Raw genomic sequence first — 16,436 nt, 5'->3', positions numbered from 1 at the left:
AGTGACGCAAAAAAATATAGACGGGGCATTGTTTGCCAATATGGTATTAGCTGGTGCGCATAGTTTAGCAAATAATGCTGAGAAAATAGATGCATTAAATGTCTTTCCAGTACCTGATGGCGACACTGGAACAAATATGAATTTATCCATTACCTCAGGGGCAAACGAGGTAAAAAAAGCAAACCATGAAAGTGTCTCAGTAGTAGCTAATGCATTTGCCAAAGGATTACTAATGGGTGCTAGAGGTAATTCAGGAGTTATCTTATCCCAATTATTCAGAGGTTTTGCTAAAGGATTAGAAGGAACAGATAAGTTAGATATTGAAAGTTTTGTTACAGCGCTTGATAGTGGTGTGAATACTGCCTATAAAGCAGTAATGAAACCGGTAGAGGGAACGATTCTTACAGTTGCAAAAGACACAGCTGTAGAAGCAAAGAAAATCGCAGAAGAGGAACAGGATATTGTTGCCTTTATGGAACAAGTTGTTCAAGCTGCTAAACAATCTTTGAAGAGAACACCGGAACTGTTACCAGTACTAAAAGAAGTAGGAGTAGTAGACAGTGGTGGACAAGGATTAGTAGTTATTTATGAAGGGTTTTTAGCTGCGTTGAAAGGAGAAGAAGTTCCGGAATCTTCTCAGGATGACACAATGGATTTAGATGACCTTGTCAGTGCAGAGCATCACAAACTAGCACAAGACTATATGAGTACTGACGAAATAGAGTATGGTTATTGTACAGAATTTATGGTTCGTTTTGAAGAAGATAAATTAAAAGATCATCCATATGATGAAGCTGCTTTTAGAGAAGAATTAAGTGAGCACGGTGATTCATTATTAGTTGTATCAGACGACGAGATCGTTAAAGTTCATATTCATGCAGAATACCCTGGTGATGTTTTCAATTTAGGTCAACGATTTGGTAGCTTTATTCATTTAAAAGCAGAGAATATGAGAGAGCAACATTCCAACATTGTTGATCAGAAAGAAGAGAAGCCTAAAGCAAAGCAACCTTTTGGAGTAGTAACAGTTGCAATGGGAGATGGCTTAACAGAGTTATTTAAAAGCTTAGGTGCAACAGTTGTGATTCAAGGTGGGCAAACGATGAATCCAAGTACACAGGATTTAACGAATGCTATTGCAGAGGCAAATGCTGAAAATGTTATTATATTGCCTAATAATAAAAATATTGTGATGGCAGCTGAACAGGCTGCAGAACTAGCGGAAGTTAATGTAGCAGTAGTGCCAACGAAAACAATCCCACAAGGTATGTCGGCTATGTTAATGTATAATCCTGAGGTTAGTTTAGCTGACAATAAAGAAGCCATGACAGATGCAAGCCAGGAAGTGAAAACTGGCCAGGTTACCTATGCCGTTCGTGATACTCAGATAGAAGGCATGACGATTGAAAATGGTCATTATATGGGGCTTGCTGATGGAAAAATAAAAGTAACGAATGCTGATCAAATGACAGTTATTAAGGAATTATTAACTGAAATGATTGAAGCAGATGAAGATGAGATTGTTACTGTTATTCGAGGGGAAGAAACAACTGATCAAGAAGAAAATGAGATTATTGCATTTATAGAGGATAATTTTGAAGATATAGAAGTGGAAGTTCATCAAGGGAACCAACCGATCTACTCTTATATTTTTTCTATTGAATAAAACCAAAAGCTCTATCCAAGGCGATAGAGCTTTTTATCCAATTTGAGCACAAAATCATAAACTGCGAAGTAACATGACAAGAATTTGCTCTCTTCCTGTACTGCATTTTGCTGAGTTCTTACATGCGCTCCGGCAAGATACTTCGCTTTCCACGGGCACGGCCTTAGCCAGGGAACTACTTGGAAGTATCTTCTTTGCTCCCTTGCACCGAGGAAGCCACTTCGAAGCGTTACTAGAAGACGCAGGTGCATCACGGGGTCTTCGGCTCGCGCTGCGTCGTGAGGAGTCTACGTATCTTGCCTCCGCTTTGCGTAATGTTCTGATTATTGAAAGAAGTAACACACGGGTACTGGTTCCAGAGTATTTCCTCTTATATAAGGTAGAATTATTTACACAGCGTAGGCAGAATACGGAGACTCCTGTGGGACAGCGAGAGCTGAAGATCCACTTTGCAAAGTGGTATTCTTTGCAAAGTTAGCTGAAGCCGAGCCCACGGAAAGCGCAGTATTCTGCCGGAGCGGTATTCCAGTACTTCCTATGGAAAGAATGGAGGAAAGCCTCACTTCACAAAATTTTCATTACTTCGCAGTATATATCTACTGTGAACTTGGTGGATTGGATTACATATTTGAATTAAGAGAGTGTGATTGAAATGAATAATATTTCTGTTCAAGAAGTGAAAGGTGTCGGACCGAAGCTTGCTGAAACACTCGAGCAAATTGGCATCTATACAATTGAAGATCTGCTATATTACTTTCCGAACCGATATGATCATTATGAGCAAAAACCACTTCACGAACTGATACATAATGAAAAAGTGACAATAGTTGGTGAAGTTATCCATGAGCCAACTGTACAATTTTATCAAAGAAAAAAATCCCGGATGGTTGTTTCTTTACGTGTTGATGGAGCAGTTGTAAAGGGTGTTCTCTTTAACCGTGCCTTTGCCAAAAAGCACTTTATTCCAGGTGAGGAAGTATCGGTAAATGGAAAATGGGATCAACACCGGTTGCAAATCACAATTGATAATTATAAAAAGGGCACAATAGACGGCTCAAGTCCTATTACCCCGATTTACTCTTCCAAAGGAGACATTAAAAATGCTCAATTCCAAAAAATAATCGAGAGTGCATTGTCTACCTACCGAGATCAAATTACCGAAATTCTCCCAACTTCTTATTTAGATAAATACAAATTACCAAATCGGACCGATGGCTTGGAAAATATTCATTTTCCATCTTCATTCCAACAATTAAAGCACGCGAAGAGGCGGTTTATCTATGAAGAATTATTGCTGTTTCAAATAAAAATGCAGCTCTATCGAAAGAGAAATCGGGAAGCTACAAAAGGTAATGCAAAAGAGATCAACATGGAAAAAGTAAAACAGTTGATTAAACAATTCCCTTTTGCTTTAACTTCTGCTCAGAAAAAAGCATTAGCAGAAATTTTTAAGGATCTGCAATCACCATACCGAATGAATCGATTATTACAGGGAGATGTAGGTTCAGGTAAGACTGCTGTAGCTGTTATTAGTCTTTATGGTGTTGTTAAAGCCGGAAAGCAAGTTGCTTTGATGGTACCAACAGAAATTTTAGCGGAACAACATGAAGAATCTTTAAAACAGTTACTACCGGATGATGTTCGGGTACACAGATTAACTGGATCAATAAAGGGCAAAAAGCGAAAAGAAATGCTAACAGAAATTGAAAATGGATCATGTGATGTTGTAATCGGAACACACGCACTTATTCAGGATGATGTTAATTTTCAAAATTTAGGATATGTTATTATCGATGAACAACATCGATTTGGTGTGCAACAACGTAATACATTACGTGAAAAAGGGATTTTAGCAGATATTTTATTTATGACTGCAACACCTATTCCGAGAACGTTATCTATTACTGCATTCGGAGATATGGATGTTTCCAAAATAGATGAAATGCCTAAAGGCAGGAAACCAATTGAAACATATTGGGTCAAGCATAACATGTTTGAAAGAACCGTTAATTTTATATATAAGGAAATAAAAAAAGGTAATCAAACTTATATTATTTGTCCGTTAATTGAAGAATCAGATAAATTAGATATTCAGAATGCACTAGATCTATATCAACAACTTCAAGAGATTTTACAAGGCAAAGCCTCGGTAGGGCTTATGCACGGAAGGTTAAATACAGAAGAAAAAGAACAAGTAATGAATGACTTTGCCGAAAATAAAGTCCAAATATTAGTTTCTACAACAGTTGTAGAAGTAGGGGTCAATGTTCCGAATGCTACGGTGATGATGATTCAAGACGCAGATCGATTTGGTTTATCACAGTTACATCAATTAAGAGGACGTGTCGGAAGAGGTGATAAGCAAAGTTATTGTATTTTAGTAGCAGATCCTAAAGGTGAAACCGGGAAAGAACGCATGCGAATTATGACGGAAACAACTGATGGCTTTGTTTTGGCAGAACGAGATTTAGAACTTCGAGGGCCTGGGGATATATTTGGTGTCAAACAAAGTGGACTACCAGAATTTAAATTAGCAGATTTGGTTCATGATTATCGTGCATTAGAAACAGCAAGGGCCGATGCTGTTGATATTGTCGAAAATGAATGGTGGAGAAAGGCCGAATTCCAAGCATTAATTAAGTATTTGCTTTCTCAAATTGAAATAGATCAGCAATTATTAAATTAGATTCACTTGCATAATTTTTAATGGTATTATATATTACTATTAGTACCTAGTCATAATTTTTTCGTTGGAATAAATGATGACTTGCAGATGGACGGTGTAATTCATGAAAAGAAATAAAAAAGAGCGGCAGTCGCTGTTAAAAGAAACGATTGAAGCAAAACCTTTTATAACGGACGAGGCACTAGCAAAATCATTTGATGTTAGCATACAGACCATCCGTTTAGATCGGATGGAGTTAAATATTCCGGAGTTACGTGAACGGATAAAATCTGTTGCAACGAATAATTGGAATGAAACAGTTAAGGCATTGCCGATTGATGAGGTTATAGGTGAAATTATTGACTTAGAATTAGATAAACGAGCAATTTCGATTATGGATATTACAGCGGAACATGTATTTTCACGAAATAAAATTGCACGGGGCCATCATTTATTTGCGCAGGCAAACTCCCTTGCTGTTGCCGTTATCAATGATGAACTAGCCTTAACAACAAACGCTGATATTAAATTTACCCGTCAAGTCGTACAGGGAGAACGAGTCATTGCTAAAGCACGAGTGGTAGGTTCAGAGAAAAACAATCGGACTGTAGTAGAAGTGCTTAGCTATGTAGATAACGAAACGGTCTTTTCAGGAGTATTTGAAATGTTTCGATCGACTCAAGAGAAGGAAGGGAACGAATCATGAAAATCGCAATCGATGCTATGGGTGGTGACCACGCACCAAAGGAAATTGTCTTAGGTGCATTAAAAGCGGTGAACCACTTTAATGATTTGGAAATTACGTTAATCGGTGATGAAACCAAAATAACGCCGTATTTGGAAAAACATGATGCTATTGAAATTATTCATACAGAAGAAAAAATTACGAGTGAGGATGAACCTGTAAAAGCAGTTCGTCGAAAAAAGAATGCCTCTTTAGTGCTCATGGCAAACGAAGTAAAGTCTGGACGTGCAGATGCTTGTATTTCTGCGGGGAACACAGGTGCTTTAATGAGCGCTGGATTGTTTGTGGTCGGTAGAATCAAGGGGATAGATCGCCCAGCTTTAAGTCCAACACTTCCAACCGTTAATGGCGATGGGTTCTTATTGTTGGATGTAGGAGCAAATGTGGATGCTAAAGCCCAACACCTGCAACAATACGGCTTAATGGGATCCATTTATATGGAAAAAGTTCGTCAAGTAAAGAATCCGCGTGTTGGACTTTTAAATGTTGGCACAGAGGATGGAAAAGGAAATGACTTAACAAAAAAAGCATTTGAGCTATTGCAACAACTACCAATCAATTTCGTTGGTAATGTCGAGGCGAGAGATCTGTTAAATGGTGTGGCAGATGTTGTTGTTACTGATGGTTTTAGTGGAAATGTTGCATTAAAGACAGTGGAAGGAACAGCTTTGACGATGTTTTCGATGATTAAAGACACATTTATGACTAATACCAAAACTAAACTCGCTGCTGCACTTGTGAAAAAAGATCTAAAAGGCTTAAAGGAGCAACTTGATTATTCCGAGTACGGTGGTGCTGCATTGTTTGGTCTCGCTGCTCCAGTGATTAAGGCACACGGTTCATCCAATCAACAAGCCATTTTCAGTGCCATCCAACAAACAATAAACATTGTAGAGAAAGATGTAATCGGAAAGATAGAAGCAGACGTAAAAACATTGCAAGCTGCTACTGAGGAGGAATAAATCGTGAAAAAAGTCGCTTTCGTTTATCCTGGTCAAGGATCACAAGTAGTCGAAATGGGAAAAGACCTGTATGAAGAGTTTCCACAAGTAAGAGAGCTCTTCGCTATTGCTAATGAACGTTTAGGTTATGACTTAACGTCGATTATGTTTGAAGGTCCTAAAGAGTTACTGACAAAAACAGAAAATACACAACCAGCATTGTTATCAGTTAGTACCGCCATTACAAAAATATTAGCGGAAAATGGTATTACACCATCAGTTACAAGTGGGCATAGTCTTGGTGAATATAGTGCACTTGTTGCAGCGAATGCTATTTCCTACTCTGATGCTGTTTCTTTAGTTCACCAAAGAGGTAAGTTAATGGAAAATGCCTATCCTGAAGGCAAAGGCTCCATGGCAGCTGTTTTAGGAATGGATCAAGAAACATTACGTAATGAACTGCAAAAAATTAGTGAACAAGTGGATGGCGTTATTGAGATTGCTAATCTTAACTGCCCAGGACAAATCGTTGTATCTGGTACGAAATCAGCAATTGATGCAGCGACCGATCAATTAAAAGCAGCTGGTGCAAAACGTGTATTACCGTTACCCGTGAGCGGGCCATTTCACTCAAGTCTAATGAAGCCAGCAGCTGAAGAGTTTCAACAGTTAGTACATAATATCAATTGGTCTGACGCGGAAATACCTGTTTATGCAAATGTTACCGCTGAAAAAGTGATTGAAAAAGACCAAATTCAACAATTACTAGTAGAACAATTATATTCACCAGTACGTTTTGAAGAAATTATCGAACAGCTATTGGAAGAGCAACTCGATGCGATTGTCGAAGTAGGCAGTGGCAAAGTGTTAACAGGCCTCGTGAAAAAAGTAAATCGCCGTGCGAAAACTTTTGCTGTTCAAGACGTAGCAACTTTAGCTGAATTTATCGAATGGGTGAAGGAGGATTAACCATGTTAAAGGATCAAGTCGCATTGATAACCGGTGCCTCAAGGGGAATCGGGCGTGAAATTGCTTTAACTTTTGCTAGTAAAGGGGCAAAAGTAGTGGTAAACTACTCTGGTAGTGAAAATAAAGCTCAAGAAGTAGTGGATCAAATCATTGCTGACGGAGGAGAAGCAATTAAAATCAAAGCAAATGTCAGTGATGAAAGTGACGTCAAAGCAATGGTGAAAGAAACGACAAAAACGTTTGGAAGTCTTGATATTTTAGTGAATAATGCAGGTATTACAAGGGATAATTTACTGATGCGAATGAGTGAAGCTGATTTTGATGATGTCATTGACATTAACTTAAAAGGGGTATTCTTATGTACCAAAGCAGTGACTCGTCAAATGATGAAGCAAAAAAGCGGTCGGATTATTAATGTATCTTCAGTTGTTGGTATAAGCGGCAACGCTGGACAGGCAAATTATGTCTCTGCCAAAGCGGGTGTTATTGGTTTAACGAAAACAACTGCCAAGGAATTAGCAGCGAGAAATATATTAGTCAATGCTATTGCGCCTGGCTTTATTGCAACAGATATGACCGATCAACTCACAGAAGAACAGAAAGAGCAAATGCTCGCATTAATTCCATTAAATAAATTAGGCGAAGCGAAAGATGTAGCGAATGTTGCTTTATTTTTAGCTTCTGAACTAGCTAATTATGTTACCGGACAAACGATACCAGTAGACGGAGGTATGGTTATGTAGAAAGGTACATATACTTTGAAAGGAGGTGACGTGAAATGTCCGAGACTTTTGAAAAAGTAAAGCAAATCGTTGTCGATCGTCTTGATGTAGACGAAGATAAAGTTACGCTTGAAGCATCATTTAAAGATGATTTAGAAGCTGATTCTCTTGATGTTGTAGAACTTGTAATGGAATTAGAAGACGAGTTCGACATGGAAATTGCTGATGAAGATGCAGAAAAAATTGCTACAGTAGGTGATGCTGTAAATTACATAGACAGCAACCAATAGAACTGTTAAATCAAGTAATAAGTATTGGCTGTCTAAGAGTACAGTCTTAAAAGATAACCCGTTTCAATCATCATGAAACGGGTTTGTCCTTTATAATGCATTAGCTGTGTGTTTCTGATCCAGTAAGACAAAACTAAAACTATTAAAACCTTTACAATTTAGGGTTGGCGATAAGCTATGTATCCTTTATAATAATGACAATGATTGATTTCATGTTGGTAGGTGAAGAATGTGTCTGATTTTAAAGAGCTTCAGGAAAAATTGGGGATTTTTTTTGAAAACGAAACATTGTTAAAACAAGCCTTTACTCATTCATCTTATGTGAATGAGCACCGGAAAAAGAATCTACTAGATAATGAAAGGTTAGAATTTTTAGGTGATGCAGTTCTAGAATTGGGTGTCTCTCAATACCTCTATCGTGAATATAATGAATTAGAGGAAGGGGATTTAACAAAACTGAGAGCCTCGATTGTGTGTGAACCAGCTTTAGTTCGCTTTGCTGAGACACTTGATTTTAGCAAATACGTTTTATTAGGTAAGGGTGAGGAAATGACTGGTGGTCGTAATCGCCCTGCATTACTAGCAGATGTCTTTGAAGCCTTCATTGGCGCATTATACTTAGATCAAGGATATGATCAAGTTATTAGCTTCTTAAGGAAGTATGTGTACCCTGAGATTACAACCGGTGCTTTTTCGCATACGATGGATTACAAAAGTCAATTGCAGGAAACAGTACAGCAACATAAGAATAGACTAGTGGAATACAACATTGTAGACGAGAAAGGTCCTGCACATGACCGTGAATTTTTCGCTGTTGTTACAATTAATGGTAAGACAGCTGGAAAAGGAGTAGGTCGGACGAAAAAAGAAGCAGAACAACGTGCTGCAAAACAAGCATTAGACGCTCTGTCTCATTAAAAGTTATTGATAAAATAGTCTGACAAGGTGAACCCCCCTGTTTCAATTAAGGTTGAAGCGGGGGGTTTCTTATTAAAAAGAAAATTAAGTATATATGATTAAAAATGGTACAATGGATATAGGGTAAATATTACAATTATTATATAGATGTTCTTAAGATTGAACAGTATTTTTAATTGGAAGGTAAGAATTAGAAAGTCTTAGGAGTTTTCTTAGATACTCCTAAGACTTTGTTTATCTAGGAAATATTATAAATTTTCGGATGTAGATAACATGTAGGCAACCTGTCTAGCCACGTCCAGATTCGAGCGCCAAAAACTAGACGACTTCACGAATCGCCCTACGATAAATCATCGTCGGTTCGCGAGCTTACCGTGATTCCTTTATCTCAGTTAATTCGTTCCAGTCGCTATGTTTCTAAACGGGCGCTCTGCGCTTTTCTTAATTATTTTCGGTATTCTCTTAGCTCTGCGATAAATGCTTGGGTTTCGGCAACAGTTAGTTTTCCTTTCTGTTGCAGGAGATCATATAAGGATTTTAATTCTTCATAATTATCAAGGTCATAATCTTTAGGGTCCATGATAGAATCATTGACTACTTGCAACATTCTTCCCATCTCATGAATAATATGTGCTAAATTTTCCTCGGATTTCTCTTCTAAATTCAAATCAATTCACTCCTGTTTCGGTATTTTATGAAACTTCCTTCTCTTACTCTATTCTTTATGATAAAATAAATAAGTTGAAATGCAAAGGATAAATTAACATCAACATACAAGTTATGTTGTTAGATGATAATAAATAGGGGTTTTAAACATGTATTTAAAACAATTAGATACAATTGGTTTTAAATCTTTCGCTGAAAGAGTAAAAATAGAATTTGTACCAGGCGTTACAGCTGTTGTAGGGCCTAACGGTAGTGGGAAAAGTAATATTACAGATGCGATCCGTTGGGTACTTGGAGAACAATCAGCAAAATCATTACGTGGTTCCAAAATGGAAGATATAATTTTCCAAGGTAGTGATACACGTAATGCGTTAAACGTTGCTGAAGTAACACTCGTGTTAGATAACTCAGACAATGCATTACCTGTTGATTATCACGAGGTCAGTGTAACGCGTCGAGTATATCGCTCAGGCGAAAGTGAATATTTGATGAACAAACAACCATGCCGTTTGAAAGATATTACAGAGCTATTTATGGATTCAGGTATGGGTAAAGAAGCGTTTTCTATTATAAGTCAAGGGAAAGTTGAAGAAATATTAAGTTCAAAATCAGAGGAACGCCGCGTTATATTTGAAGAAGCGGCAGGTGTTTTAAAATATAAAAATAGAAAGAAACAAGCCGAATATAAATTGGCAGAAACACAAGAAAATTTAAATCGTGTGGAAGATATTATCTATGAAATAGACGGCCAATTAGAACCACTTGAACAGCAAGCATCTATTGCCAAGGAGTACTTAGCCCAAAAAGATCGATTAACTAATGTGGAAGTTGGTTTGTTAGCTAAAGAAATTGAACTATTGAATGAAAAATGGGAAGCATCGAAAAGACAAATAGATGATAAATATCATGCATTAAAAGAAAAACAACAATGGGTTGAGACAAGAGAGACAGAAAATGATCAACTGAAAGCACGGATACAAGAAATGGATGAGCAAATCACAAGCTTACAAGAAACACTGCTTGTGGAAACTCAAAAGCTAGAAAGTCTTGAAGGAAATAAAAAGATATTTCATGAACGACTTCAACATTTCCAGGAGAATAAAGAAAAACTAGAACAGGACATAGAAGAGTCGGAAAACAAAAAAGCAATACTTTTAAAGAGCTTAGAAGATGAACAAACTAATCTTAGGAAGTACCAGGATAAAAATCATCAGTTATCAGAACAAGTAACTGATATCCAAGAGCAATTAGAAAAAGGTAAAAATACGATAGAAGAAGACATCGAGACACTTAAGAGTGATTATATTGAATGGTTAAATGAGCAAGCGGCTAAACGAAACGAGAAAAGCTCGATTGAGCAGCAATTGGAGAGGATGGAAGGGAAACAACATGCAAAATCTTCTAAATGGGAAAACCTACATGAAGAACGTCTTCAGTTAAAGCAAGCTGTTCAAGAAGCAGAAGAAAAATGTAAACAAGATGAGGAACAATTACATAAATGCCAATCAGAGTACGAACAGTTGGAAAGAAAAGTAACGGTAGAGTCGAAACTATTAGAAGATATGCAACAAAAATTATATAAAGGTTATCAAATGGTTGAAAATCTTAAGTCAAAAAAAGAAATGCTCGAGGACTTAAAAGAAGATTTTCAAGGTTTCTACTTTGGAGTAAAAGAAGTACTAAAAGCAAGGGAACAACAGAAGTTAACAGGTATTCATGGTGCGATACCGGAATTAATTGAATTCGATGATCAATTAGTGGATGCAATGGAAACTGCTTTAGGGGCTCAAGCTCAACATATTGTGGTTGATTCAGAGAAGTCGGCACGAGAGGCAATTCAATGGCTGAAAAAAACAAACAAAGGTAGAGCAACTTTTTTACCAATTAACGCGATGAAACCGAAACAGATACCTGCAAATTTGATCCAAATGCTTGAGCAGGAAGAAGAGTATGTTGGAGTAGCTGCGGATTTAATCCGTTATGAAGCCACATATCAACCTGTCATGCAAGCATTGTTAGGTAATGTTATTATAGCTAGATCACTTAGTGCTGCAAATCAATTTGCACAGCAAACTGGACGAAGATTCCGCATCGTGACACTCGATGGAGATGTGGTGAACCCTGGAGGTTCCATGTCTGGTGGTGCCAAAAAGAAAAACAATCAATCATTATTTACGAGAGATCGTGAACTAAAAACATTAACGAAGAAATATAAAGAATACCAAACTCGTGTAACGGACTATGAGAAGCAAATTAGGGAGCAAAAAGATGCATTAGCGAGTCTTCAAGAAGAAAAAGAAAATAGTTATCGACAACTAGAAGAAGTTCGCACAACATATCAAGTACACCAAAGCAATTATAAAGAATGGAAACTGTCTTTAGAGCATTTAAATGATCAGTTGTCCATTTATGATCAGGACAAATTACAACAAGAAGAAGATCGAAAACTATTGTTACAGCAATTGGAACAAATTGAACAAGACCTTGAAAAAACACAAGCAAAATTGAGTAAATTAGATAACGAAATTGAAGAATTAACAGATCAGCACCAAAATTTTGAAGCAAAAGAAGAACAATTGAAACAGGAATTACAAACATTGCACGTCGAGCAAGCAGAGCTAAGAAGTAAGCTGTCCAATCAAAAAGAGAAGGTTGCAAATTCAAAAAATGAATTATCAGAGATTTCCGAGACGATTAAAGGAAAGCAAGAACAGTTACAGCAATTGATCGACGTTAAAAATAGCCAACAGACACCAGAAGAAATTGACGAAGAGATTCATCTCAAAACACAAGAAAAAGCAGCTTTGCAGCAAGAGTTGCAACAATTACGTGAACAACGATCGGAAACACAGCAAAAAGTTACGACTCTAGAAGAATCGCTTAAACAAGCGAAAAAAGAGGAGTATCAGTTACAACAGGAGATCCAAACGATTGAGATTGAACGAAACCGATTAGATCTGGAGCTGGAAAATCGTCTTCAATTACTAGAGAGTGAATACTTTATGACTTTTGAAAAGGCGAAAGCTGATTACCCACAACCAGACAATCTCGAAGAGGCGAAAGAACAAGTCAAATTAATTAAGAAATCGATTGATGAATTAGGAACAGTAAATATTGGTGCTATTGATGAGTATGATAGGATTAAAGAACGACATGAATTCCTTACCAGTCAACAAACAGACTTAGTGGAAGCAAAACGAACATTATATGAAATTATTGCGGAAATGGATGAAGAAATGACTAGAAGATTTAATGAAACTTTTTCGCAAATTAAAGAAGAATTTACGGTAGTCTTCCAACGTTTATTCGGCGGGGGCCATGCTGAATTAAAGTTAACTGATCCGGATCAATTATTAGAAACTGGTGTAGATATTATTGCACAGCCTCCAGGTAAAAAATTACAACAATTAGGTCTATTGTCCGGTGGAGAAAGAGCATTAACTGCTATTGCTTTATTATTTGCGATTTTACGTGTGCGTCCTGTTCCATTCTGTGTACTGGATGAAGTGGAAGCTGCTCTAGATGAAGCAAATGTGACTCGCTTTGCCCAATATTTGAAACATTATAGTAAGAACACCCAATTTATTGTGATTACACATAGAAAGGGTACAATGGAAGAATCAGATGTATTATATGGTGTTACCATGCAGGAATCAGGTGTATCACGCTTAGTTTCTGTCAAATTAGAAGAAGCGCCAGAGCTTTTAGAAGCATAAGTGCGAGGAGGTAGAAAAATGAGTTTCCTGAAAAAACTGAAAGATAAATTTCAAGCAACAGATAATCAAGAAGAAGTATCAGATAAGTATAAAGATGGCTTAAGTAAGACAAGGAAGTCATTCTCCGAAAAAATTAATGATTTAGTTGCTCGCTATCGAAAAGTGGACGAAGACTTTTTCGAAGATCTCGAAGAAGTGTTGATCGCAGCTGATGTTGGTGTGACAACTGTGATGGAGTTAATTGAAGAACTTGAAATGGAAGTAAAAAGACAAAATATTAAAGATACTAATGAAGTAAAACAAGTGATCTCTGAAAAACTGGTCGAAATTTACCAGGGCGATAATGACGAATCAGAAGATAGTTCATTAAATATGCAACAAGATGACTTAACAGTAATCCTTTTTGTTGGAGTTAATGGAGTTGGAAAAACAACAACGATTGGTAAGTTAGCACATCAATTAAAATCAGAAGGTAAAGAGGTATTATTAACTGCAGGTGATACATTCCGTGCCGGAGCTATTGAACAGTTAAATGAATGGGGAAAACGTGTCGGTGTTGATGTTATTAAACATAATGAAGGCAGTGACCCAGCTGCCGTTATTTACGATGGTATTCAAGCGGCAAAATCCCGTAATGCTGATGTATTACTTTGCGATACCGCAGGTCGTTTGCAGAATAAGGTTAATTTAATGAATGAATTAGCAAAAGTAAAACGGGTAATCGAGCGGGAAGTTCCCAATGCACCTCATGAAGTGTTGCTTGTGCTTGATGCCACGACTGGACAAAATGCTTTGAGCCAAGCGAAAACATTCTCAGAAGCAACAGATGTTTCCGGAATCGTATTAACTAAATTAGACGGTACAGCTAAGGGTGGTATCGTCTTGGCAATCCGAAATGAATTAGGCACACCAGTAAAATTAGTAGGACTTGGAGAAAAGGTAACAGACTTGCAAACCTTTGATCCGCATGCATTTGTGTACGGTTTATTTGCAGATTTGTTAGAAGAAGAAGAATAGTCTTGAGACTTGACAGTATTGCTTTAAGATGATTAGACTGGAGTGTAAAGGTATTTTACTTAACGAGGTGTCCTTATTATGTTAGAAAAAACGACAAGGATTAACGCTCTTTATGATTTTTATCAACAATTGCTAACTGACAAGCAACGAAATTATATGGAGATGTATTATGTAGAAGATTTCTCATTAGGGGAAATCTCGGAGACATCTAATGTATCAAGACAAGCAATTTATGATAACATTCGCAGAACAGAACAAATGTTAGAGGAATATGAGGAAAAGCTTGGTCTCTATCAGAAGTTTTTAAAGCGACAAAGTCTACTTCAGGAATTGCTTACATTGACAGAAGACCAAGTACTGAAAGAAAAAGTAGAACAGATTATTGAAATCGAATAGGGGGCGTATAGTATGGCATTTGAAGGTTTAGCCGACCGCCTGCAAAATACCATTCAAAAAATTAAGGGAAAAGGTAAAGTAACGGAACAGGATGTCAAAGAAATGACGAGAGAAGTTCGTTTAGCTTTACTAGAAGCGGACGTAAACTTTAAAGTCGTAAAAGATTTCATTAAGAAAGTGAAAGAGCGTGCAGTTGGCCAGGAAGTAATGGAAAGTTTAACTCCAGGTCAACAGGTTATCAAAGTGGTAAAAGAAGAATTAACAGAATTAATGGGTGGCGATGAAAGTAAAATCGCTGTGGCAGATAAGCCTCCTACTGTAATCATGATGGTTGGTTTACAAGGTGCCGGTAAAACAACAACTACTGGTAAATTAGCCAATTTATTACGTAAAAAATATAATCGTAAGCCATTATTAGTTGCCGCTGATGTTTACCGTCCCGCAGCAATTGATCAACTGGAAACCTTAGGTAAACAATTAGATATGCCAGTATATTCAGAGGGAACCGATGCAAATCCAGTGGATATTGCCAATAAAGCGATGGAACGTGCTAAAGAGGAACATCTGGATTATGTCATCATTGATACTGCTGGTCGTCTTCATGTCGACAATGAATTAATGGATGAATTGATTCAAATTAAACAAAATGTAAATCCGGATGAAGTATTTTTAGTGGTTGACTCCATGACTGGTCAGGATGCAGTTAATGTAGCTGAAAGCTTTAATGAACAATTAGATATTTCTGGTGTTGTTTTAACGAAGCTTGATGGAGATACACGCGGTGGTGCAGCTTTATCAATTAAAGCTGTTACAGAAAAGCCGATTAAATTTGCAGGTATGGGTGAAAAGTTAGATGAATTGGAAGTATTCCATCCGGAACGAATGGCATCTCGTATTTTAGGCATGGGAGATGTTCTTTCACTAATTGAGAAGGCTCAAGAAAATGTTGATGAAAAAAGAGCTAAAGAATTAGAAGAGAAAATGCGGTCTGCTTCCTTTACACTAGATGATTTTCTCGAACAAATGGGCCAAGTGAAAAACATGGGACCGTTGGATGAATTAATTGATATGATACCTGGCGCTAACAAAATGAAGGGTCTTAAAAATGTCGATTTTGATGATAAGCAAATTTCCCATGTGGAAGCGATCATCCAATCCATGACTGCAAAAGAACGTCAAGATCCAAGTGTGATTAATGCCAGTCGTCGTAAACGTATTGCTCGAGGTTCAGGTCGTTCTGTTTCAGAGGTGAATCGTTTGTTGAAACAGTTTGAAGAAATGAAGAAAATGATGAAGCAAATGACGAATTCGCAGCAAGGAAAGAAAGGGAAAAAAGGAAAAAAATCAAAAGGATTTAATTTTCCATTCATGTAAGGTAAAAACCCTTTACAGACTAAAATAAATCTGATACAATTCTATCTTGTGTTAGATATTTATATGGAGGTGTTAAACATGGCAGTAAAAATTCGCTTAAAACGTATGGGATCTAAAAGAAATCCATTCTATCGTATCGTAGTTGCTGATTCTCGTTCTCCACGTGATGGACGTATTATCGAGCAAATTGGAACATATAACCCGGTAGTGAACCCGGTTGAAGTGAAATTAGATGAAGATAAAGCACTTGATTGGATGACTAAAGGTGCGAAACCAAGTGATACGGTACGTAACTTATTCTCAAATGAAGGCATCATGAAGAAATTCCACGAATCAAAAAATCAATAATAA

General features: G+C 37.2%; 14 protein-coding genes. 13 read left to right on the top strand and 1 reads right to left on the bottom strand.

Features of this window, described 5'->3' with window-relative positions; translation table 11 throughout:
- Window position 1: 1 nt before the first annotated feature.
- The 8 genes from D569_RS0112220 to rnc all read left to right on the top strand — a co-directional run bounded on the left by D569_RS0112220 (window position 2) and on the right by rnc (window position 8,916).
- Complete coding sequence (locus tag D569_RS0112220; RefSeq protein ID WP_018932712.1) at window positions 2-1,666, top strand: DAK2 domain-containing protein; 1,665 nt, start codon at window positions 2-4, stop codon at window positions 1,664-1,666.
- Between the two features lie 643 nt (window positions 1,667-2,309).
- Window positions 2,310-4,352: an ATP-dependent DNA helicase RecG gene (gene recG, locus D569_RS0112215; RefSeq protein WP_425401989.1), complete on the top strand. Its 2,043-nt coding sequence runs from the start codon at window positions 2,310-2,312 to the stop codon at window positions 4,350-4,352.
- A 103-nt stretch (window positions 4,353-4,455) separates the two neighbouring features.
- A complete protein-coding gene (gene fapR / locus D569_RS0112210; protein WP_018932710.1) occupies window positions 4,456-5,037 on the top strand; it encodes a transcription factor FapR in 582 nt (193 codons plus the stop codon).
- Complete coding sequence (gene plsX / locus D569_RS0112205; RefSeq protein WP_018932709.1) at window positions 5,034-6,038, top strand: phosphate acyltransferase PlsX; 1,005 nt, start codon at window positions 5,034-5,036, stop codon at window positions 6,036-6,038. Before fapR ends, plsX begins: the two co-directional genes overlap by 4 nt.
- Window positions 6,039-6,041: 3 nt before the next feature.
- Window positions 6,042-6,986, top strand: a complete 945-nt coding sequence (fabD, locus tag D569_RS0112200) for an ACP S-malonyltransferase (RefSeq protein WP_018932708.1) — start codon at window positions 6,042-6,044, stop codon at window positions 6,984-6,986.
- 2 nt (window positions 6,987-6,988) lie between these two features.
- Window positions 6,989-7,729: a 3-oxoacyl-[acyl-carrier-protein] reductase gene (gene fabG, locus D569_RS0112195; protein ID WP_018932707.1), complete on the top strand. Its 741-nt coding sequence runs from the start codon at window positions 6,989-6,991 to the stop codon at window positions 7,727-7,729.
- A gap of 35 nt (window positions 7,730-7,764) precedes the next feature.
- Window positions 7,765-7,998 carry an acyl carrier protein gene (gene acpP, locus D569_RS0112190; protein WP_018932706.1) on the top strand — a complete coding sequence of 78 codons (234 nt, stop codon included), beginning with the start codon at window positions 7,765-7,767 and terminating at the stop codon, window positions 7,996-7,998.
- A gap of 231 nt (window positions 7,999-8,229) precedes the next feature.
- Complete coding sequence (gene rnc, locus D569_RS0112185) at window positions 8,230-8,916, top strand: ribonuclease III (RefSeq protein WP_018932705.1); 687 nt, start codon at window positions 8,230-8,232, stop codon at window positions 8,914-8,916.
- A gap of 445 nt (window positions 8,917-9,361) precedes the next feature.
- Here the strand turns inward: rnc and D569_RS0112180 are convergent, their stop codons facing one another.
- Window positions 9,362-9,583 carry a DUF1128 domain-containing protein gene (locus tag D569_RS0112180; protein WP_018932704.1) on the bottom strand — a complete coding sequence of 74 codons (222 nt, stop codon included), beginning with the start codon at window positions 9,581-9,583 and terminating at the stop codon, window positions 9,362-9,364.
- Window positions 9,584-9,731: 148 nt separating this feature from the next.
- Between D569_RS0112180 and smc the strand changes: the two genes are divergently transcribed.
- The 5 genes from smc (at window position 9,732) to rpsP (ending at window position 16,433) form a co-directional block, all read left to right on the top strand.
- On the top strand, window positions 9,732-13,298 hold the full coding sequence (gene smc / locus D569_RS0112175) for a chromosome segregation protein SMC (RefSeq protein ID WP_018932703.1): 3,567 nt from the start codon (window positions 9,732-9,734) through the stop codon (window positions 13,296-13,298).
- 18 nt (window positions 13,299-13,316) lie between these two features.
- Window positions 13,317-14,315 carry a signal recognition particle-docking protein FtsY gene (ftsY, locus tag D569_RS0112170; RefSeq protein WP_018932702.1) on the top strand — a complete coding sequence of 333 codons (999 nt, stop codon included), beginning with the start codon at window positions 13,317-13,319 and terminating at the stop codon, window positions 14,313-14,315.
- Window positions 14,316-14,393: 78 nt separating this feature from the next.
- Window positions 14,394-14,711: a putative DNA-binding protein gene (locus D569_RS0112165; RefSeq protein WP_018932701.1), complete on the top strand. Its 318-nt coding sequence runs from the start codon at window positions 14,394-14,396 to the stop codon at window positions 14,709-14,711.
- A 12-nt stretch (window positions 14,712-14,723) separates the two neighbouring features.
- Window positions 14,724-16,085: a signal recognition particle protein gene (ffh, locus tag D569_RS0112160; protein ID WP_018932700.1), complete on the top strand. Its 1,362-nt coding sequence runs from the start codon at window positions 14,724-14,726 to the stop codon at window positions 16,083-16,085.
- A gap of 78 nt (window positions 16,086-16,163) precedes the next feature.
- Entirely contained in the window at window positions 16,164-16,433 is a 270-nt protein-coding gene (rpsP, locus tag D569_RS0112155) for a 30S ribosomal protein S16 (protein ID WP_018932699.1), read from the top strand.
- The last annotated feature ends 3 nt before the right edge of the window (window positions 16,434-16,436 follow it).

Source organism: Gracilibacillus lacisalsi DSM 19029, assembly GCF_000377765.1.
GTDB classification, from domain to species: Bacteria; Bacillota; Bacilli; order Bacillales; family Amphibacillaceae; genus Gracilibacillus; species Gracilibacillus lacisalsi.
This window is presented reverse-complemented; position numbering and strand designations above follow the sequence as displayed.

What these genes read in the sequence shown, in the direction of transcription:
- fapR (WP_018932710.1), top strand. Translation starts at nt 4,456, where the DNA reads ATGAAAAGAAATAAAAAAGAGCGGCAGTCGCTGTTAAAAGAAACGATT.
- plsX (WP_018932709.1), top strand. Translation starts at nt 5,034, where the DNA reads ATGAAAATCGCAATCGATGCTATGGGTGGTGACCACGCACCAAAGGAA.
- fabG (WP_018932707.1), top strand. Translation starts at nt 6,989, where the DNA reads ATGTTAAAGGATCAAGTCGCATTGATAACCGGTGCCTCAAGGGGAATC.
- acpP (WP_018932706.1), top strand. Translation starts at nt 7,765, where the DNA reads ATGTCCGAGACTTTTGAAAAAGTAAAGCAAATCGTTGTCGATCGTCTT.
- smc (WP_018932703.1), top strand. Translation starts at nt 9,732, where the DNA reads ATGTATTTAAAACAATTAGATACAATTGGTTTTAAATCTTTCGCTGAA.
- ftsY (WP_018932702.1), top strand. Translation starts at nt 13,317, where the DNA reads ATGAGTTTCCTGAAAAAACTGAAAGATAAATTTCAAGCAACAGATAAT.
- D569_RS0112165 (WP_018932701.1), top strand. Translation starts at nt 14,394, where the DNA reads ATGTTAGAAAAAACGACAAGGATTAACGCTCTTTATGATTTTTATCAA.
- ffh (WP_018932700.1), top strand. Translation starts at nt 14,724, where the DNA reads ATGGCATTTGAAGGTTTAGCCGACCGCCTGCAAAATACCATTCAAAAA.
- rpsP (WP_018932699.1), top strand. Translation starts at nt 16,164, where the DNA reads ATGGCAGTAAAAATTCGCTTAAAACGTATGGGATCTAAAAGAAATCCA.